16 protein-coding genes are annotated in these 21,263 nt (G+C 51.1%); 13 read left to right on the forward strand and 3 right to left on the reverse strand.

The window, feature by feature from the left end:
• The 3 genes from HNQ81_RS15330 to HNQ81_RS15340 all read right to left on the reverse strand — a co-directional run.
• Positions 1–785 (reverse strand): acyl-CoA dehydrogenase family protein (locus HNQ81_RS15330; protein WP_183352191.1); only part of this gene is annotated, 785 nt, incomplete at its 3' end.
• 45 nt (positions 786–830) lie between these two features.
• The gene (locus tag HNQ81_RS15335; RefSeq protein WP_183352192.1) at positions 831–1,973 is read right to left on the reverse strand and encodes a cyclohexane-1-carbonyl-CoA dehydrogenase; all 1,143 of its coding nucleotides are present in this window, start codon (positions 1,971–1,973) and stop codon (positions 831–833) included.
• 540 nt (positions 1,974–2,513) lie between these two features.
• Positions 2,514–3,683: a M24 family metallopeptidase gene (locus HNQ81_RS15340; protein ID WP_183352193.1), complete on the reverse strand. Its 1,170-nt coding sequence runs from the start codon at positions 3,681–3,683 to the stop codon at positions 2,514–2,516.
• 300 nt (positions 3,684–3,983) lie between these two features.
• Between HNQ81_RS15340 and HNQ81_RS15345 the strand changes: the two genes are divergently transcribed.
• From HNQ81_RS15345 to HNQ81_RS15405, 13 genes are all read left to right on the forward strand, one after another.
• Positions 3,984–5,696, forward strand: coding sequence for a sigma-54 interaction domain-containing protein (locus HNQ81_RS15345; RefSeq protein WP_183352194.1), 1,713 nt, complete (start codon positions 3,984–3,986; stop codon positions 5,694–5,696).
• A 58-nt stretch (positions 5,697–5,754) separates the two neighbouring features.
• Complete coding sequence (locus tag HNQ81_RS15350; protein WP_183352195.1) at positions 5,755–8,361, forward strand: cache domain-containing protein; 2,607 nt, start codon at positions 5,755–5,757, stop codon at positions 8,359–8,361.
• Between the two features lie 7 nt (positions 8,362–8,368).
• Positions 8,369–9,025, forward strand: a complete 657-nt coding sequence (locus HNQ81_RS15355) for a response regulator transcription factor (protein ID WP_183352196.1) — start codon at positions 8,369–8,371, stop codon at positions 9,023–9,025.
• A 254-nt stretch (positions 9,026–9,279) separates the two neighbouring features.
• Complete coding sequence (locus HNQ81_RS15360) at positions 9,280–10,773, forward strand: class I adenylate-forming enzyme family protein (RefSeq protein ID WP_183352197.1); 1,494 nt, start codon at positions 9,280–9,282, stop codon at positions 10,771–10,773.
• A 153-nt stretch (positions 10,774–10,926) separates the two neighbouring features.
• Positions 10,927–11,583: an acetate uptake transporter family protein gene (locus HNQ81_RS15365; RefSeq protein WP_183352198.1), complete on the forward strand. Its 657-nt coding sequence runs from the start codon at positions 10,927–10,929 to the stop codon at positions 11,581–11,583.
• A 263-nt stretch (positions 11,584–11,846) separates the two neighbouring features.
• On the forward strand, positions 11,847–13,154 hold the full coding sequence (locus HNQ81_RS15370; RefSeq protein WP_183352199.1) for a DcaP family trimeric outer membrane transporter: 1,308 nt from the start codon (positions 11,847–11,849) through the stop codon (positions 13,152–13,154).
• Positions 13,155–13,835: 681 nt separating this feature from the next.
• Positions 13,836–14,624 carry an IclR family transcriptional regulator gene (locus tag HNQ81_RS15375; RefSeq protein WP_183352200.1) on the forward strand — a complete coding sequence of 263 codons (789 nt, stop codon included), beginning with the start codon at positions 13,836–13,838 and terminating at the stop codon, positions 14,622–14,624.
• Between the two features lie 212 nt (positions 14,625–14,836).
• On the forward strand, positions 14,837–16,687 hold the full coding sequence (gene iorA / locus HNQ81_RS15380) for an indolepyruvate ferredoxin oxidoreductase subunit alpha (protein ID WP_183352201.1): 1,851 nt from the start codon (positions 14,837–14,839) through the stop codon (positions 16,685–16,687).
• Between the two features lie 15 nt (positions 16,688–16,702).
• Positions 16,703–17,302, forward strand: a complete 600-nt coding sequence (locus HNQ81_RS15385) for an indolepyruvate oxidoreductase subunit beta (RefSeq protein WP_183352202.1) — start codon at positions 16,703–16,705, stop codon at positions 17,300–17,302.
• A 187-nt stretch (positions 17,303–17,489) separates the two neighbouring features.
• Positions 17,490–17,933, forward strand: coding sequence for an amino acid-binding protein (locus tag HNQ81_RS15390; RefSeq protein ID WP_183352203.1), 444 nt, complete (start codon positions 17,490–17,492; stop codon positions 17,931–17,933).
• A gap of 49 nt (positions 17,934–17,982) precedes the next feature.
• Positions 17,983–18,942 carry a ketopantoate reductase family protein gene (locus tag HNQ81_RS15395; protein WP_183352204.1) on the forward strand — a complete coding sequence of 320 codons (960 nt, stop codon included), beginning with the start codon at positions 17,983–17,985 and terminating at the stop codon, positions 18,940–18,942.
• 118 nt (positions 18,943–19,060) lie between these two features.
• Complete coding sequence (locus tag HNQ81_RS15400) at positions 19,061–19,855, forward strand: acyl-CoA dehydratase activase (protein ID WP_183352205.1); 795 nt, start codon at positions 19,061–19,063, stop codon at positions 19,853–19,855.
• A gap of 12 nt (positions 19,856–19,867) precedes the next feature.
• Complete coding sequence (locus HNQ81_RS15405) at positions 19,868–21,115, forward strand: 2-hydroxyacyl-CoA dehydratase subunit D (protein ID WP_183352206.1); 1,248 nt, start codon at positions 19,868–19,870, stop codon at positions 21,113–21,115.
• Positions 21,116–21,263 lie beyond the last annotated feature (148 nt).

Below are 21,263 nucleotides of genomic sequence, written 5' to 3' on the forward strand. Positions count from 1 at the left end.
TTGATCGCGATATCGAGGGCGCCCTGGGCGATGCCCACCGCCTGGGCGGCGCAGAAGATCCGGTTGATCGTCAGGGTCTCCATCAGATTCTTGAACCCGCCCCCTTCAACCCCGATGATATTGGCGGCCGGGACCTCCATGTTCTCGAAGAACAGCTCGGAGTTGATCGATCCGCGCATCCCCATCTTATTCTCGTTGCGGCCGTAGATCAGACCCGGGGTGCCCTTTTCGACGACGAAGGCGGTCATCCCTTTGGCCTTCTTGTCCGGATCGGTCATGGCGTAGACGACGATGATGTCAGCGACCGAGCCGTTGGTGATGAAACACTTCTGGCCGTTGATGACGTACGTGTCGCCCTGGCGCACCGCCCGGGTCTTCATGCCGAGCAGGTCGGAACCGGCGTTCGGTTCGGTCGCGCCGAGGGCGGTCAACAGCTTCGATTCGCCGGCAAAGGGGCGAAGAAAGCGTTCCTTCAGTTCCGGGCTGCCGCCGTGGATGATCGGCAGCATGCCGTCGGTCTGGGCGATCAGCAGCAGCGCCGTCGCGGCGCAGGCCTTGGCGAGCTCTTCCAGGACCAGGGCCAGGGTCGAGACCGGCATGCCGGTGCCGCCGTACTCTTCCGGCAGCAGCGGGTTGAGCAGGCCGAGCTCGGCGAACAGGTCGCGGGCATGCTCGGGAAAGGCCGCGGTCTCGTCGAGTTCCTGGGCCCGGGGGGCGATTTCCTTGGCCACGACGTCGCGGACCATATCGATTGTCAAGCGTTGTTCTTCAGTCAGATGTTTCATCGATTCACCTCGTTATGATTGGTGGAGAATTTCGGACAGGGCGGTTCACGCGGTTTCTTTCAGTATCTCTCGGGCGATGACCAGCCGCTGGATCTGGTTGGCTCCTTCGAAGATCTGGGTCAGCTTGGCGTCGCGGAACATCCGCTCCACCGGATAGTCCTGCATGTAGCCGTAGCCGCCGAAGACCTGGATGGCGTCGGTCGTGATCTGCATCGCCGCGTCGGAGGCGAAGAGCTTGCCCATCGAAGCCAGCTTGGTGTTGCGCTGGCCGTTGTCGAACTGGGCCGCCGCCCGGTAGATCAGACCTCGGGCCGCCTCGATCTTCGTGGCGCTGTCGGCGATGATCTGCTGGATCATCTGGTGTTCGCACAGCGCCTGGCCGAAGGTCTTGCGCTCCTTGCTATGCTTCACCATCTGCTCGAAGGCCCCTTCGGCAATCCCCAGGGCCTGGGCCCCGATCGCCGGCCGCGACATGTCGAAATCCTGCATCGCCAGCAGAAAGCCCTTGTCGACCTCGCCCAGCACATTGGCGACCGGGACCCGTACCCCATCGAGGTACATTTCCGAGGTCTTCGAGCCGCGCTGCCCCAGCTTGCGCTCGATCTTGCCCACCGTCAGGCCGGGGGTGTCGCGTTCGACCAGGAAGAAGGTCAGGCCGTTGCGGCCCTTATCGGAGGTACGGGCCAGAACGGTGTAGTACGAGGCGACCGGACCGTTGGTGGAGAAGCATTTGGTCCCGTTGAGGATGTAGTCGGCGCCGTCCCTGACCGCCGTGGTGCGCAGGGCAGAGACATCGGAGCCGGCGCCGGGTTCGGACACCAGGTAGGCCGCCAGTTCCCGGTTCTTGACGATGCGAGGCAGGATCCGGGCCAGCAGCTCGGGGCTGCCGCCGTGGAGCAGGGGGAAGCTGCCGACTGCCTGGATGATCAGCATCAGGGCCGACGAGGCACAGTGGCGGGCGATCTCCTCGACCGCGACACAGAGCAGGGTGCCCTTATTCTGTTCCGGGCCGCCGTGTTCTGGCGGGAACACCATGGTCATCAGTCCCAGGTCCCACAACAGCGTCAAGACATCGCGGTCGAGTTCGCCGGTGGCGTCGGTCGTTGCCGCCACCGGGGCGATCTTCTCTCGTCCGGCCTGGCGGATAGTCTCGGTGACGATGCGGATCTCATCTGATTCGGTAAACATGGGGCCTCCTGCTTGATGTTTTCTGGGTTTGAATGCTGCGAGTGACTCTGCTGCCTTTATCCAGTAATCGTGCCAGAACCGATGGAAGCCGGCCGAAAAAATCAAATAATTGATATAAAACGAAAAATTAGTTAGTGCGAGAACGCGGCGGGATGGGGATCAGCGGAAAGGTGTAGACGATCGTCTACACGTGACCGTTCGGTTCTGCCCGGAATCGGCCCTTTGGCGGGTTGAACCTAACGGGATACATGTCGACCATTGGATACAGTGCTCGGCAGCGGCCTCGATCCGAACCTCCGCTTATCACCGATGCGGCATGATCCTTTGCGACCGAACCGGCCGGCTGACCAGTTTGCATCCGGATATTTTGAAGCCTGAAATTTTAAAAATCAGAGATGGACCGCAACTCCCGGACGATCTGATCGTCCGGGGTTGGGATTATGGGTGTTCTGGGACAGAAGTGGTTTTCCCAGACAGGAGGCGGTCAGAGGATCGCGGCCTGCCGGGCCTCGAGGAAGGGTCCGACAGCAGCAGGGGTAGTCAGACCGAGATCAGCTCCAGGGGGATGGAAGTCAGGGAGCGGACACCGCCGGGCTCGAGGAGAACGGTATCCTCGACCCCGAATCCACCGAGGCCGTCGATGATTGCCTTGGGCTCGATCGCCAGTGTTGAATGAAGCGGCAGCCCCGCCTTCACCCCCAGGGCGATCAGGGGCGGCTCGACGATCTCCAGGCCGACCCCGTGACCGACAAAGCGGCAGCGCTGGCCGGGGCGGCCGAGATAGCCGGTCAAGCCCCGGGCCCTGGCCGCCTCCTCCCCCCGGGCGAAGACCTCGCCGGCGATCGCCCCTTCCCGCAGGGTCGCCACGATGGCGTCATAGACCTCGACGATCCGGGCATGGCCATCCTCCAGCCAGTCGGGCGCCGGCCCGATGCAGAAGGTACGGGTCTGATCGGTCTGGTAGCCAAGCAGGCTGATCGCAAAGTCGACGATCACCGGTTCCCCACGCTGGATGACTCGGCGCCCGGCGCCCCAGGGAAAGGCCGGCGACAGGCCCTCGCCGGACATCGGGGTATCGACGGCACCAGGGCGGGCGGTGTTCGGCCCCGACAGCACATGCCAGGAATAGGCCTCGAAGCTGCCGCGGCTGCGATGCAGCCCCTCGTGGCCGAGCTGCATTGCGTAGGCGAAGAGCCGACCGGCAAACTCGGCCTCGGTCATTCCCGGCTGCAGGATCTCGGCGGCATGGCGATAGACCGCGGCCGCAACCCGGCCGGTCTCCTCGAGCCGGCCGATCTCCCATGGGCTTTTCCGGGAGCGCAGTGCCAGGAGGTCGGGGCTGACGTCGATCACGGCCTGAAGGTCGGTCAGACCCAGGTAGCGCAGATCGGCGGCCCGGAGGACATCGAGGGTCAGGCCGATTCCGCCGCTCCCGACCAGGTCGCGGGCCCGGGTCCACAGTTCGCGCCAGTTGGCGACCGGGACGATCTCGATCGCCGTTTCCGACCGGGCCCGATCGGCGTCGCGAAGGACGAACAATCGCGGCTCTCCTTCGGCGCCGACCCAGAGGATTCCTTCCTGGGCCGTGCCGGTGAGGTAGAACCGGTCGATCCGGGCGGTGAACAGGGCCCCGCGCAATCCCCGACCCGTCAGGCGGGGCCGCAGTGCTTCAATCCTTGCCTGTATTTCATTGTCCGGCACGATCAACATTCAAAGCTCCTTTTCTCTGTCAGATCTCGGCGCCTCCCCGAACAGGAGGCCAACACTCCAGTTCATACTGCAGGACGGTCGCCTCCGTCAAGCTCCGTCGTGCAGCGCCGGCGAAGGCTGGGCTCGCTCCGGTGGCAGAGGCGGGGCGGGACGATCGAAAAATTGTCGTGATTGGATACTCTCCCCAAAGAAGCGAAGATCTGGTACATTGCCAATCTGTAGCCAAGTGTATACAGGGGGCCCGAGTCATCCGTAAATGACCATGCCTCGGGTCGCCCCCAACGGGAGAGGAGAGATTCGATGGAGACACCTGCCGCAACCGCCTTGATCCGAAAAGCTCAGTATTGCCGTTGCGGTATCGTCTTCTCCGACAGGACGGGGCGAGTCATCGCCCTGAGTCGTGACTTTGGCTGGCCTGAGAATCTGCAACTCGAAGCAGGCTTCCAACTGCCGGCGGAATTATCGCGATTGCACCCGGGACAATGGGTCTTCTGGGGCGAAGACTGGTTTGTCGAGGCGGCAGGGCGACAGACCGCTGAAATCCTGGTCTTCCGGCGGTTGCGGATGGCCGACCAGCTGCTGGGACCCTACGGCGAATCGGCGACCAATGAGGAAATGGTGCGGATGGTCCTCAACAATCCCTACGAGGGCCTGACGGTTGTCGACACTGAAGGCAGGGTGACCTTCCTCAGTGCCGCCAATGAACGCTGGCTGAATCTGCAGATGGGGGAGGGGGCGGGGATTGCGCTGGCCTCCTTCGCTCCGGCCAGTCGCCTGGCCGAGGTGGCCCGCACCGGCGTTGCCGATGACGCCCAGATTGTCGACCTCCAGGGCAAGACCAAGATCACAGTCAATCTTCCGATCAAAAAGGACAACAGGGTGATCGGCGCCGTCGGCCGGATCCTGTTCCAGAACACCGAGCAGCTGGAGAAACTGGCGGGCCGGGTCCGGGCGGTCGAGTTGCAGGTCGAACGCTACGAAACCCTGCTGGACGAGATGCGCGGCCATCTCTACACTTTCGACGATATCCTCACCGCCAACCCGCTCATGCTCGGGCTGATCGACCAGGCGCGCCGCATCGCCGCCGCTTCCGCCACGGTGCTGATCCTGGGGGAGAGCGGCACCGGCAAAGAGCTGTTCGCCCAGGCCATCCACCAGGCCTCGAACAACAACAAGGGGCCGTTTATCGCCATCAACTGCGGCGCCATTCCCAGTGAGCTGATCGAATCGGAGTTGTTCGGTTACGAAGAGGGGGCCTTCAGCGGCGCCAGGAAAAAAGGAAAACCGGGAAAATTCGAGCTGGCCTCGGGCGGCACCCTGTTTCTCGACGAGGTGGGGGAACTGCCCCTTGAAAGCCAGGCCAAATTGCTGCGGGTTCTCGAGGAGCGGAGGATCGATCGCCTGGGCGGCACAACCTCGTTGCCCGTTGACTTTCGTCTGGTAACCGCTACCAACAGTGATCTGTTCACTCTTGCAAAATCCGGCAAGTTCCGCAGTGATCTGTATTATCGGATCAACGAGTACCCGATTGAGATTCCTCCGCTGAGGTCACGACCGGAAGACATCCCGCTGCTGGCGCGCCACTTTCTGGCCGAGGTCTCCCGGCGGGAACAGTTGCCGATGCTGGGAATCTCCGAGGAGGCTTTACAGATTCTGGCACAGCATAGCTGGCCTGGCAATGTACGCGAATTACGTGGACTTATGCGACAGATGACCTGGAAGGCGCAGGGGCGGACAATAGAACCGCATCATCTGCCTTCGACGCTCAACAAGGGGCGGAGTCGAGCCGCAATCTCAGGAACATTGGCAGAACAGCTTGATCAGGCCGAACGCAATGCCATCGTATCGGCCCTCCAGGCAGCAGAGGGAAATCGAGCCCTCGCTTCACGCCTGCTCGGTATTCATCGTACCGCGCTCTATAAAAAAATGGCACGGCTGGGCATCGATTTCGACCACAAGGCCAATGTACCGTACGGTGATTCGCCGGGTTTCGATGGGGATTCCTGCTCATAGACCATGTCAGACATGGGTTTATAATTGTGTCGGTTAAAGTTGGAGCGAAAAATTGGTAATGAAGGAAATAAAGCTGATGCAGTTTTTCAAAACGCAAGGTATACGGGCTAAAATCCTTACCGGCTACACCTCCATGTTTGTACTCACCTCTATCCTTGGTGGTTTGATTATCTATTTCCAGGTTAAAAATACCATAACCAAAAACATTCAAGATGAGTTGAATAACAGCACAAGTGCTGTTCTAAACATGGTCAAAACAGCTGCTAATGTTTCAATAAAAAATTATCTTCGAGCTGTCTGTGATAAGAACAAAGAAAATATACAGGCCATCTATAACCGATATATGTCCGGAGAAATAAGCGAAATCCAGGCCAAAGATGAGGTTAGACGAGTCATCTTTTCACAGACCATCGGTAAAACCGGTTATATCTATTGTGTTAACAGTCTTGGGATTCCCGTGCAGCATCCAAATCCGGATGTTGCTGGAAAAAAAATCTGGGCCGAGCAACCCTTTGTCAAGCAGATGATCAAGATGAAGCATGGCTACATGGAATATGATTGGAAGAATCCAGGCGAAACTGTTTATCGGCCCAAAGCCATCTATATGAGTTATTTTGAACCGTGGGACTGGATTTTGTCCGTGTCCACCTATACGGATGAGCTCAAAGATCTGATCAATGTCAATGATTTCCGGCACAGTGTCTTGGCTTTGAAATTTGGGAAAACCGGGTATTCGTTTATCCTTGACGGCAAGGGAAATATCATTGTTCACCCAGAATTGGAAGTCAACCAGCTGGAAGGTTCCAGTGCCCAGTACAGAGATAGTTTAAAAGAAAAAATGATAAAATTAAAAACAGGAAAACTGGTGTATTTATGGAAAAATGCTGAAGATGATCCTTATCGGCAAAAGATGGTAATCTTTAATTATATTCCTGAATATGACTGGATAGTCGCATCATCCGGGTATCTTGACGAATTTTATTCGGTTCTGGGTACGGTTAAGAAAATATGTATGATCGGCATTTTTTTCATGCTGGGATTTGCGCTTTTGACATCGTTCTGGCTGAGCAGCTTGATTATTAAGCCCCTTAACCAATTGATGGTTTTTCTGGGCATGGGGGTTCCACAAAATCTGACCACGCGATTGCCGGTAACTTCCAATGACGAAATCGGAAAGCTTGTAACATACTTTAACGGGTTTATGAAAAAGCTCGAAACCTATAGTAACAACCTGAAAAAAGAGGTTTCTGAACACCGTTTGACGGCGGAGGCCTTGATGGAAAGTGAATGGCGGAACAGAACTATTCTCAAGTGTATTCATGAAGGATATTTTGAAGCAGATTTGAAAGGAAATATAAGCTTCTCCAACCACTCATTGTCGATGATTACCGGCTATTCAAGAGAAGCTCTGCGACATAAAAATATATTACATATAACCAGCGATAAAGACCAAAAAAATATGTCTGACATCTTTGACGGTAATGGTCTCAAAGAGCAGAATATCGGTATATTTGAATGGGAGTTGAAACGCATAGACGACCAACCGTGCTTTGTTGAAACTTCTTTGTCGACTATAGCTAACAATGTCAGCAACCAGGCCGGTATTCGGGGAGTGGTACGGGATGTAACCCAACGGATTCAAGCCCAGAAAGCATTGCTGCTCTCCGAGGAGATGTTTTCAAAAGCTTTTCAGAGCAGTCCCTGCGGCATGTTTGTGGCGGATATTGAAAATGGTCGACTCATCAATGTTAATGACAGTTTTTTAACCTTCACCGGATATGATAAAGCCACGGTTTTAGGAAAAGAGATGTTGAACCTGGATTTTTTTAAGAATGAAAATGAAGGAAAAAAATTTTTCAAATTGATCAACGAAAAGAAAAGTCTGCGAAACAAGGAAATAGAATTTTGCAGAATCTCTGGCGACGTCAGAGATGGCATGATTTCGGCAGAGGTGATACAAATCTGGGGGGAGACCTGTATCCTTGCCGCTTTAGTCGATTACACCGAAACCAAGAAGCTTGAACGACAATTTCTGGAAATGACCGAGCGGCAACGCCGGGAAATCGCGTTTGCCTTGCACGATGATCTCTGTCCGCAATTGATCGGGATAGAATTGCTCATTGGAATCTTACACCAGAAACTTAAAAAAACACTTCCTGCTCAGGTAGACAGTATTGAAAAGATCGAGCTGCTCGTTCAGGATTCCATCCGAAAAACAAGGCTTCTGTCCCGCGGGCTCTGTCCCGTGGATATTATCAATCAAGGTTTTGATGCTTCTCTTTCAGAGCTTGTTGGATATGTGGAAGACATGTTTGGCGTAGTGTGCCATCTTGATTGTGATGGCTCCAGCCCGTTTACAGGAAACACGGCGGCAACCCATGCCTATTACATTGCTCATGAAGCGGTTCACAATGCCGTCAAGCATGCCGATGCAAAAAAAATCACCATCCATTTCTCAACCCACAAAAACAAAATCGTTTTGATGGTCAAAGATGACGGTAAAGGCATAGAAAATCAAACAAATCATAAAGGCTTGGGTCTGAAAATAATGGAATATCGGGCTCAGTTGTTAAATGCCACGCTGGATATCCGTCGAAGTGTGCGAGGTGAGACAATAGTGTTGCTGGAGATGGACGGCCCGGTCATACAAAAAACGAATGTGTGAGCTGAACATGAAAAAAGAAAAAAAGATATTGATCGTAGAAGATCATCCGATTTTCAGAATGGGCATGTGTGAACTGATCAGCGAAGAAAAAGATCTTATAGTCTGCGGAAGTGCCGAAGACGTGCCCGAGGCCCGGAATCTAATCGAATTGACAAACCCTGACCTTGTTATCGTTGATCTGTCCTTAAAGAGCAGTAATGGCATGACGCTTATCAGGGAAATGAACAAGTATTTTAAGGAAATCCCCGTCCTCGTGTTGTCCATGCATGAAGAGTCTTTGCATGCCAAGCGATGTCTGCTTGCCGGTGCAAAGGGATATTTGATGAAACATGAAACAAAAGACTCGATAATCAAGGCAATTCGAAGAATTTTTGAAGGAAAAAAATTTATCAGCCAACGCGTAATGGATACGCTTTTAGACAAGTTCGGTGAAGAGGCGGAAGCGGCTCAAGAGTCCCCTGCCATTGGCCTGACAGATCGAGAACTGGAGATTTTTCAGATGATCGGAAAAGGATTTTCCTCAGGGCAGATTGCGGAAAGATTAAATCTAAGTGTGAAAACCATCAGTGCCCACCGTGAACGGATCAAGCAAAAACTTGGAGCAAAAACAAGCGGTGAACTTGTCCGATATGCCGTACTCTGGCTTGAAACAGAACTTTTTTGAAGTATCTTTTGTCTTTTTGCATCGTCTATATTCATCCCCCGCCTTATTTTCCATCATCCTAGGAAAATTCCCTAGTTCAAATTAGGTCTTTATAAGTTTCAAATTAGTGGTACCTCCGATTTACAGCATCCCTACCTCTTTGTATATCTTTCCTCAGTTTAATGATTTTAAGATTGAAAGAGCATCAAGTCAACACCGCCAAACAATGTATTATTTCATAGAGGATGGGGCTATCAAGAAAAGGAGGCAGTCCAATGAATATCGCTAAAAATCTTGAACAAACCGCTAAATTTTTGCCGAACAAAACAGCTATTATTTTTGAAGATTTATCAATCACCTATTCACAACTTGATGAAAAGGTAAACCAACTGGCGTCAGGGATTGCGCAGATGGGTATTGAAAAAGGAGACCGGCTGGCTCTTTTTATGCCTAATATCCCTGAATTCATCATGATTTATTTTGCCGCGCAGAAACTTGGCGCCATCGTCGTTGCCCTGAATGTTCTTCTGGTGAAAAACGAAGTGCAATATATCCTGAGCGATTGTGGGGCCCGGATCATTTTTGCCGGCAAAGACCAGGCCGAACAGGTCCCGATGGACGAGGTGGAAAGCCTTGAACACCTTATTCTTGTCGAAGGCGATGAAAATGACAGCCGCCATCTCAACAGAATACTGGACAAAAGCGTTCACACGTTTAAAGCCCTGGATATGGATGCTCATGATCCTGCGGCTATTTTGTATACTTCCGGCACCACAGGATTTCCCAAAGGGGCGACACTCACCCATGTAAACGTCCTCTCCAACATAAGTGCCACCATTTACCACGCCGAAATAAAAGAAAAAGATATCCTCCACCTGTTTTTGCCTCTGTTCCATTGTTTCGGCCAGAATTTCATCATGAACTCCAGTGTCAAAAGAGGGGCCACACTTGTCATGCATAAACGGTTTGAACCCGGACCAGTGGTAGAAGCCGTTAGAAAGCACAAGGTGACCATGTTTTTTGCCGTCCCCACGATCTATATCTACCTGTTAAACATGAAAGACGAGGATCTGGACATGTCCAGTATCCGGTACTTTTTTACGGCTGCTGCATCCATGCCCCCTGAAGTCGCAGACAGTTGGCATGCCAAGTACCACATGCCCATCAACGATGGCTATGGCTTGACCGAATGTTCCCCTTTCTCGTCCTATAATCATGATTTTAAGCACAAACCCGGCTCCATCGGGCATCCTGTCATGAACTGTGAAATGAAAATTATCGATGAAGTCGGAAATCCTGTAGCACCCGGAGAATGGGGCGAAATCTGTATAAAGGGCCCCAATGTCATGAAAGGGTATTGGAACAAGCCTGAAGCGACGGCGAAAACGATTGTAGACGGCTGGCTGCTGACGGGTGATGTCGGTACCCAGGATGAAGATGGAGATTATTTCATTGTCGACCGGGTAAAAGACATGATCAACTCCGCGGGGAATAATATCTATCCCACTGAAATTGAAAACCATCTGTATAGTCATCCAGCCATCCTTGAAGTTGCAGTTTTCGGAATGCATGACGACGTTAAGGGCGAATGTGTAAAGGCGGCGATTGTTCTGCAACCCGGTACAACGCTTGAACCAGAAGATATTATTGCATTCTGCCGTACGAAAATGGCCAAATACAAGGTTCCTCAACAAATTCAATTTGTAGACGAACTCCCAAAAAGTCCGACCGGTAAGATTTTAAAACGGGTTTTACGCGCCGGTGTTTGATGGCAAATTGCTTAACCGCACCGAAAAATTTTATCTCGATAATTGCTTGCGGTATTGGTGGTATATTCAACACAAATTAAGCATGTATTTGTCAACAGAAAGTGGGAGTTAAGAACGATTTCGATAAACCATTATCAGTAAAAGGAGAAAATTATGGCGAGCGAATCGCACAGCTTTTCCAGTCCTGCTCCCCAGGCCCTTACCGCCTTGGCTGTAGCATGTTTTATCTTCTTCGGACTCCTGACCGGTAAGATAGGTCAAGATAGTCGTTTAGCTGTAGCTTGCTGGCTTTTTGGCGGATTTATCTGTCAATTTGTTGCAGGTATCATGGAACTGAAGGACAAGAATCATACTGGTGGTAATGTGATGTTGCTTTTCAGCAGTTTTTTTATGCTGGTAACGGCCCTTATCAGTATGGCCGAATTTATCTGCCATGTAAATGAAATCCATTTTGCAATGGCCAGTGACCCATATGGTTGGCTGGTGCTGGCCATTGCTTTAACTTTGTTCACCCCGGCCTATCTGGTAGGTTCTCCTGTTTTCTTTGTCGCGTTGTTATTCGCGGATGCTACGCTTTGGTTTTTAGTTGCCCTGAAATTCCAGGCCGTTCTTCCACCTCCCACTGCTGCACTTGGTGCGGCATACTGCGTTCTCATAGTCGGCTTGCTTGGGCTTTATCTCGCGACGGCTAATATGTTGAATACGGCCTTTCAGCAGACGATATTACCGGTTGGAAAACCGTTGGTAGTGGTTGGAAAAAACGGAGCGCTCGGGGCTCATGCGAGGCTTTCCGAAGAAACCGTATCATAAAGCAAGCATAGGTATAATATTATCTCTTGAGTTCAGAGTTTCAGTCCTTGTCTTTTGATAACTGAAGCACTCAAAGCCCCAGCAGGGCGGGTGATCATGGATGGAACTCGGAGTGCAACCGGCCAGGCTGGTGGTGACGTTTTTTTCGCAACCGGTCTGGTCTCTGATCTTTGGCGACACGCTCATCTTCCGCACCTCGAAAAAGGCGCCCGGGAGCGGAGTTTATCATCAACGCGGTCTATTTTTAACACAAGGAGAGGACGATGAAGTTTTCTATCCAAAAGTCTTACAAGGTGATGGCGCTGACCCCCGCGATCTTGGGACTCGGCGTACTCGCCATGGGTTCTCCGGCACAAGCCGATGAAGTCTCCGAGTTAAAAGCGCAATTGAAGGTCCTGCAACAGAGGATCGAAGCTCTGGAAAAACGTCCGGTTGAGACCAAGGTCGTGGCTGCCACCGGCGAGATGGCTGCTCCGGCCAAACCGGCGCAGAAGGGATATTTTGTCATTCCCGGCACCGAGACCAGCCTCAAGATCGGCGGCTACGCCAAACTCGACGCCATCTACAACGATAAAAGCGTTGCGGATAACAGCGCCGGGGATCAACTCTTCCTGGCATATACGATTCCGCTGGATAAAGACAATCCCAATGATGACCAGACCGTGCTGCACGCCCGCCAGACCCGCTTTAACGTGGGTACGACTACGGATACTACCTACGGCAAACTGAACACCTTTTTCGAAGGGGACTTTTTTGGCACTGGCACGAGTGCCAATACTGCTGATTTTCGGGTCCGCCATGCCTTTGGAGAGCTGGGGAGACTCCTGGCCGGTCAGACCTGGTCCACCTTTCAAATCGTGGATGCCGTACCCGACACCCTCGACTTCGGCGGCCCGGCTGCCTCGACCTTCATGCGTCAAGGTCAGATCCGCTGGACCGAGCCCTTTGCCTGGGGCTCTGTGCAGTTCGCGGTTGAAGATCCAAGCGCTACACTGGATAATTCCGCCGAAACAGATGACGACCATGTCGCCGACATGATCGCCCGCGTGAATTGTAAATCCGACTATGGCTCCTATTCCGTAGCAGTCATGGCCAGAGAATTAAGCGCTGACGACGGTGCCGCCGTCGATGACTCCACCTGGGGCGGTGCCGTGGCTCTTGGTGGCAAGATCCCCACCTTCGGCAAGGATGACCTGCGTTTCCAGCTCCACTACGGCAATGCCCTGGGCCGTTATATGGCCACGAAGTTTAAAGACGCGGCATTCAATACAACTACAGGAGAACTTGAGACCTTCGATCAGTTCGGCGGTTTTCTCGCCTATCGCCATTTCTGGTTCGACAATCTCCGTTCCAACCTGGTCTACTCCTATGCTGCAGCCGACAATGATTTGTCGGTTGTCGCCGATACTGTCAACAAGGAATTCCAGTCCGTTCATGCCAACCTTATCTGGAGCCCGGTTCCCTCTGTTGATCTCGGTATCGAGTATCTGCATGGCTACCGTGAAATTGAAAGCGGCGATGAAGGCGAGCTCAACCGTATTCAGGTCAGTGCCACCTATAATTTCTTTTAAACGGGACGCACAGACCAGCGCCTGAGCCTTGAGCACGACTGGAGCGGGATAATCCGCTCCAGTCGTGCTTTTTTTTTGGTCACAGGATATTGACTCAATTTTTCGCTCCAAAAGTCTTCGTCGTCGACATGGAAGGATGCCGTATTCATGTCATGGAAGATCAGATCGACCTCCAGAACAGATCGGCGGTATTGAAAAACACCGCCTTTTCAACTTCATCGATGCCGGCGTTGAGCAGTTTCATCGCTTTATACATCGGCGCACCGGTTTCTGTCGGTTTTCCGTCTGTACATCGCAATCTCCTGTTTTCTAAGCTAAATCTGTGAGGGATTTTTCAGGGTTAGGGCCAACTTGAGACAGGCTGTATGTCATGTGGAAAAAATTGAAATGTTCTCTTGACACTCAGATTATGCTTTGATACATTTATCACATAGAGATAATACAATATCACAATATGATAATTGATTGTATCTTGTACGGGTTGTCTTTTGAATCAGAAACTTGCCAGATTGGCAAGCGATAGTTTGGAAAATAGTCTGTTTTTTCGGCAGGAAACAAAATAGTCAGATTGTGGGATGCGTCTGTCCATCTGTTTCATGGCGTACGACAACTTTGTCTGAAATATTGTGTACTTCTTATCAGAAACAACGTTTGCTCCTAGGGAAATCAGGGAGATATATCTTGGCTAAATCTTTTGGCAGTTTAGAAAAAGCGATTGATATTCTCAGTCTCTTCGAATCAGAACACCTTGAACTCTCTGCTCAGGAGATTGCCGATAGACTTTCCATACCATTAAGCACAACATATAAATATTTGCAGGTTTTCAAAAACAAACAGCTTCTTTCCAAAAATGACCAGACAAATCAGTTTTTTCTCGGTCTGACGATCCTTAAACTCGGGCTTCTGGCCGCCAAGAAAACTCCGGTAATGGAAGTTGCAGCTCCTTATCTGAAATTATTGGCCGATCGTTCTCTAGAGACAGCGATTCTCGTCGTGGGAGAAGGTCCACATGCAATTTGTGCCGATATTATAGAAAGCCCGAGGGCAGTCAAATTCATGACCGCCAAAGGCTATACCATGCCGCTGTACGCGGGTGCTCCTGGAAAGGTGCTGCTGGCCTTCAAAGACAACTCTTTCATTGACCAGTTAATTGCGACTACAGGGCTTGCCAGACTCAACAAAAACACGATTATCGATAGTGAAAAGTTGAAAAGAGAGTTGGCCGATATTCGAAGACTGGGATACAGCGAAAGTGATTCCGAGTTTGAATCTGATGTATGCTCTGTTGCCGCTCCTATTTTTGATTACAAAGGGCAGGTCATTGCCTCCATTTCAGTGGCAGGTCCTGCGGAACGAATTTTTCGAGAGAATAAAGAGAGATTGATCGATCTGGTAAAGGAAAGCGCCAATATGATTTCCTCGGAATTGGGATGTAGAAAAACGCAGGAGAAGAAGGAGGCATATTCCTGATATGTTTATCCCGCTTTCGACAGTTGAAATACATCTGGATTTTCAGGAAAGCAAGAGCGAGATGGTGCAAACCGACCGCTCTATGGCGTTCACCCTTACTGCGGAAAGATCTTAGAACGGGCGATGTATACAGGTTGTGATCAAGGTATTTCCGGACCATTACAAGTTCAGGACTACCGGATAATCTATATTCCAACTACCAAGGGATGATCATGCACAAATTACTTTCAGATCAGCGTGACAAGAAGATGCTCCTTTTAGGCAACGAAGCGATTGCAAGGGGCGCAATCGAAGCTGGACTTGCGATTGGGGCGACATATCCTGGCACCCCATCGTCGGAAATCTCGGCTGCTCTATTCGAGATATCTCATCAGAGTGATCTTTACTTCGAGTACAGCACCAACGAAAAAGTGGCCCTCGAGGTGGCGGCAGCGGCAGCGAATTGCGGTCTGCGCAGTATGGCGATCATGAAGCACGTGGGGTTGAATGTCGCTGCCGATGCATTGATGACCCTTGCCTATGTCGGTGTCAAAGGCGGAATGGTCATTCTGTCGGCTGATGATCCATTCATGTTCTCCAGCCAGAACGAGCAGGACAACAGGTACTATGGAAAGCTTTCGGGGCTGCCGGTCCTTGAACCGTCGTCGGTCGATGAAGCCAAGGAAATGATCAAATACGCCTTCGAACTTTCCGAAAAACTCCAGGAGCCGGTACTGTTCAGGACCACAACCCGAATTAACCACTCGAGCGGAATCGTTACTCTTGGAGATATAGCTCCGGTGAATAGCAGCGGCGATTTTGTCAAAGACCCGTTCAGCTATGTTACCGTACCGGCTGTTTCAAGAAACCTCCATGTAAAGCTTCTGAAGCACTGGGATGAAGCGAAGAGCATTTCAGAAAACTCTCCGTATAACTTAATCGAAGGGGACGGTCCCTGTGGAATCGTCTGCAATGGCATCAGTTACAATTATGTCTCGGATGCCGTGAAGGATCTCGGGTGCGAGGAGAAAGTCAAAATCTTGAAAATAGGGTTTTCCAATCCTATGCCTGAATCAACGGTGAAAAACTTCCTCAAAGGCTGTGAGAAGGTGCTGGTCGTGGAGGAAGGAGAGCCCTATATGGAGGAGACGGTCAAGGCGTTTGCCCAGGAGGAAGGATCGACCATCCCCATCAAGGGAAAAAGCCCATCACACTTCTCCAGATTGTATGAATATAGTCCGGCCTTGGTAAGGAAGGTTATTGCAGAGTATCTTGACCTTGCCTATCAACCACCTGCCATTCCCGACATGTCCGATGTCCCGGAAATTCCGCAGCGGCCGCCCAACCTGTGTGCGGGCTGCTCGCATCGGGCTACCTTCTACATCGCCAAACAGGCCGCCGCTGGAATGGAGACTATCATTCCAACCGATATCGGCTGCTACACGCTGGGGTTGCTTCCTCCCATGTCGATGGCCGACTTTGTCATCTGCATGGGGTCATCGGTAACTACCTCGTGCGGATTTTCGAAGGCAACCAACAAGAAAGTCATTTCCTTTATCGGCGACTCGACCTTTTTCCATAGCGGCATACCCGGGCTGATCAACGCGGTTTTCAACAACCACAATTTCACCCTCTTTATTCTGGATAACGGAACGACAGCCATGACCGGCCATCAACCCAATCCGGGAGTGGACATGACCCTGCTCAACCAGACGGGTTTCGGTCGTGTCGACATCGAGGATGTCGTACGGGCTGTGGGTGTGAAAGAAGTGACCGTCATCCAGCCGTTCAAATTGAAAAAGAGCATCGAAGCGGTCAAAAAGGCATTTGAATTCAAGGGGGTATCGGTCGTCATCTCCAGGGAAATGTGTACGTTGTACGCCAAGAGTCTGAAACTTCAGAAGGGCAAACGATATCGGGTCAGCGACAAGTGTAAGAATCATCGTGATTGTATCAATCAATTGGGGTGCCCGGCCTTTTTCCTGAATGAGGGAAGGGTTCAGATCAATCCTGCGCAGTGTACAGGCTGTGCGGTATGCGTACAAGTTTGTCCTGAAAATGCAATCCTGCCAATAAAAGAATAACCAGCCGGAGTCGAGATGAACACAACACGAGTAATCTTAGTAGCCGTGGGGGGACAAGGGAATCTTCTGGCATCGAGTGTATTGGGCGAAGCCGCACTCCTTTCACAGATTCCCGTTCGGATGAGTGAAATACACGGTATGGCCCAGCGAGGAGGAGTTGTGGAATCGGCGATGGTGTTTGGAGATGCCAAAAGCCCTGTAATTTCGGATGGTGAGGCCGATGTGTTAGTGGGGTTTGAGCCCTCGGAGACGCTTCGGGCATTGAAAAAATGCAATAACCAAACTGTGGTGATCACCAACCTCGAGCCGTTGCCGCCATTCACCGTTGCGATCGGAAAAGGCGTATATCCCGACCTGAATGAATTACAGAACTTGATTCGCGCCAAGACCGCCAGACTGATTTCCATCGACGCTGTCAGGTTGGCGCGGGAAGCCGGTAACGAGCTCGCCGTAAACATGGTTTTATTGGGAGCATTGATTCAAACCGAAAAACTTCCTGTCAAGGCGGAAACCGTCAAGGAAGTTATTCGAACCAAGACGAAACAGGCATTTGTCGAGTCGAATATTAAGGCTTTTGAACTGGGATTTTCTGCAGCACAGCAGAAAAATAAATAACCATTATCCGGTAAATTCTTTGAAAGCATCTTTCAAAGAGCTGATCGGCAATCTGTCTCCGTAGAAAACGGCAAAAACTGGACGGCTGTCAAAGCTGTCCAGGGCGTAAAGGTAATCAAAGAACAAAGGTCCCTCTTGGATTTCTTGGAAAGGGATGAACATGAGGCCTTTTAAAAAGGAGGTCATAATGAAGCTGAAGCAAATTGTTTTGTCTATAGAGAATGCGCCTGAGAGATTATACGAGGTGACCAACGCTCTGGGCGAGGCAGGGATCAACCTGAGAGCGCTCAATCTGGTGGATACCGGAGAATTTGGGCAACTGAGACTGCTCGTCTCCGATGTCGCCACTGCGCGACGCCTTCTCATGGAGATGCAGATGCCCGCATTCATTACGGAGGTAGTTGCAGCGGAAATTCCGGATGCCCCAAAAAGCCTCGCCGATCTGTTGAGGTTGCTGAAGGACACAGGGGTCTACCCCAGTAACATGTATGCGTTTCATGGAACATCACCTGGTAAGGCCGTCATGATTTTTCGGTTCAGTGATAACGATAAGGCGATTGAGATCTTGCAGCAACAAGGCGTGACGCTTCTTGATGCCAAGGCTTTTGGAATATTGGAAAGTGGCAAATAAACACTGAAAAGCGGAAGCAACGACAATCAGATAAAGAAGGGAGAAGGTGATGACAAATAAAAATCCTGACTTTAGGCCAAAAAGGTTTGCGATCATCGGCGCCGGGCCTGTGGGATGTATCGTTGGCGCATTCCTCTCAAGAGGCGGCTATGACGTAACAATCTGTGATGTTGTCCCCGAGTTGGTTGATCCAGCCGCAACGACAGGTATTACCATCGAAGGTGCGGAACAGGTATTCCAGAAGGTTGCCCGTACCTGTCACTCCATTGACGATTTGGCGCAATACAATCCTGATGTGATTTTCATCACTGTAAAAGCGAATGCATTGCCGCTGATCGTCTCGGCCATTGAAGAATTTTACAAAGATGGCACCTACATTATCAGTTGGCAGAATGGCATCGATACGGAACTCGAGGTTTCAAAAGTACTTGGCAACAAACCGGTAATGCGAGGCGTAGTCAACTGGGGATGCGGCCTGAAAGGTCCCTGTCATGTTGTCATGCCGTTTCATCACCCACCCCACTATCTGCAGGAGCTTGCGGCTGAATCCTCCGGTGCGGCAGTGACCATCGCGAGGATATTGACTGAATGTGGACTGCCGACCGAACACACGGATAGGATCATACCAATGGTCTGGCAGAAGTCCGTGATGAACGCATGCATGAATTCCGTATGTGCCGTAACCGGGCTGACCATGGCGCAAGCCACAACCGACCCTATTATTTTCAGGCTTGTAGACGCTCTGATGAAGGAATGTATACAAGTCGCACGGGGCAACGATATCCTCTTAGGCTGGGACTATTACCCGAAAGCCGTTGAATACTTGAAAACGGCGGGAAATCATAAGCCATCAATGCTGATGGATATAGAAAACAAGCGGCGCACGGAGATAGACTTTATGAACGGAAAGTTCATTGAATACGGCATCCGTGCTGGGATAGAAACGCCTTACAACAACACACTTCAATCCTTGGTCAAAGGGCTCGAATCCACGATGCGGAGCCGATAACCAATGATGTTGCGGCCGATCTGAAAGGGGCCTCATGACGCTCTCGATTGGCGGATGATTTTCGCCGGATAGCACAACTGTATTGGCAGAAAAAACGATAAAGAAGAGCTGAGAGTACATGAATCATTGTTATGTCGGAGTTGATATCGGCGCCTCCCGAACGAAAGTAGCGGTTCTCGATCTGAAGAAGAACCTTGTTGGATATAACGTCAGGCGATCCGGTATTGATTTTTCAAAAACGGCGGAAGAATGCCTTCAAGCATCCCTCAAGATGGCAGGTCGCACAAAGGCCGATACAGCCGGAGTCGTGTCAACGGGATATGGTCGAAAAAATGTCCTTTTTGCCCAGGAGACCAAGAGCGAAATAGCCTGCCACGGCAAGGGCTCCTATTTCTACTTTCCCCTGGCCATCACGATCATCGATATCGGGGGACAGGATAACAAGATTATCAAGCTGGATGAGGCAGGACGACGAACCGGGTTCAAAATGAACCGTAAATGTGCGGCTGGGACCGGCGGCTTCCTGGAAGAAATGGCCTTTCGCCTGGAGGTGCCATTGGATGAAATGAGCTCCCTGGCCAGCCGGTCAACGAATATGGTGAAACTGGGCAGCTTTTGTACGGTTTTCTCTGCCACGGAGGTCCTGGAGAATATTCGGAGTGGGAAAAGACTCGAGGATATCGTCAAAGGCGTTTTCTTTTCGATGATCCAGAGAGTTCTGGAGATGGATTCCCTTACTGAAAACGTCGTCATGACCGGAGGGGTGGTGGAAAACAACCCATATATCGTAACCATGACCGAGGAACTGATCGGCCGAAAAATCCTGGTCTCCAAACATCCTCAATTGGCAGGTGCGATTGGGGCTGCACTGTATGCCATCGATTTATTCCCTTTAAAATCGGAAGAACTATAGAAAGGGCACAATATGGCTAAAGAAGAGGTTGAAATCAGGCGTCTCAAGACCGCTCAAGATATCGTCCGGTTCATGTCGGATTACTACCATGAGTTGGATGATGCCACCAAATCAGGTAAGCGAAAGATTGCATGGTGCACCAGTGTCGGCCCTGCGGAAATTCTGCGAGGGATGGGATTTCTCATCTATTTTCCGGAAACTCATTCGGCCATGCTGGGAAGTACGAGAATGGCCACCGAGCTGATTCCCAAAGCGAATGCCATCGGGTATTCGCCGGAAATCTGTTCCTATTTGACTGCCGATATAGGAGCGTATCTCCAGGGCGTTACCCCCCTGTCCAAAGCTTTCCCCGGGATCGAACGCATTCCGGGGTGTGATGTCCTTGTATTCAATACAAACCAGTGCCGGGATGTTCAGGACTGGTTTGCATGGTACTCGCGAAGATTCGGTGTGCCTTCCGTAGGGATTGAGACACATCGAAATATCGGCAAGGTCACCCCGATGCACGTCTCGTCCATTGCCGAACAGATGGAGAGTATCGTCGAGCCACTCGAAAGGATAGCCGGCAGGAAGCTTGACATGGAAGAGTTGAAGAATGCAGTCGCTCTATCCCGTCAATGTTCCGATCTCTGGGAACAGTGCCTGGCAACGGCAGCGGCGGTTCCCTCACCCCTGACGTTCTTTGATGGAACCACGTTGATGGGGCCTGCAGTTGTCGGCAGGGGAACACAGAAGGCCGTCGATGTATACAAGCTGCTGCTGGAAGAGCTGAATGAACGTGTCACCCAGAAGGTAGGGGTCATCAATAATGAAAGGTATCGCATCTATTGGGACGGAATGCCGGTCTGGGGCCGTTTGGGCATGCATTCCAAGCTGTTTGCCGGCTTAAATGCGAGTGTGATAGCATCCACCTACTGCAGCAGCTGGATTTTCAGTGCATTGGATCCGGCAGCACCTTTTGAAAGTATGGCAAGAGCGTATTCAGAGCTGTTTATAGTTCGTTCCGATGAATATAAAGAAAATTACATCAAGGAAAAGCTTCGATTCTTCCAATGCGATGGAATCGTTTACCATGACGCCAAAACTTGTCCGAACAACTCAAACTGTCGCTATGGTTTACCGCTACGACTTCAGGCGCATACAAATATTCCATCGTTGATTATCAACGGAGATCTCAATGATCTTAGATTCCTTTCGGATGAGCAGACAAAGACAAATATAGAGGCTTTTATCGAGCAGTTGGAAGAATCAAAAAACTGACCTCTATTTTTCCTGTTCTATCGTTTTTTAAGTAATCAACCAGGGGCAATGGTACCAGTTGTTTCTGGCTCCCAAACTCCAGCTCGAGAACCAGAGTAAACGATTTCGTTATTTCAGAAAATTTTGGATAAACCTTACAATTGCTTCG

The sequence above is a fragment of the Desulfoprunum benzoelyticum genome, assembly GCF_014201505.1.
GTDB classification, from domain to species: domain Bacteria; phylum Desulfobacterota; class Desulfobulbia; order Desulfobulbales; family Desulfocapsaceae; genus Desulfoprunum; species Desulfoprunum benzoelyticum.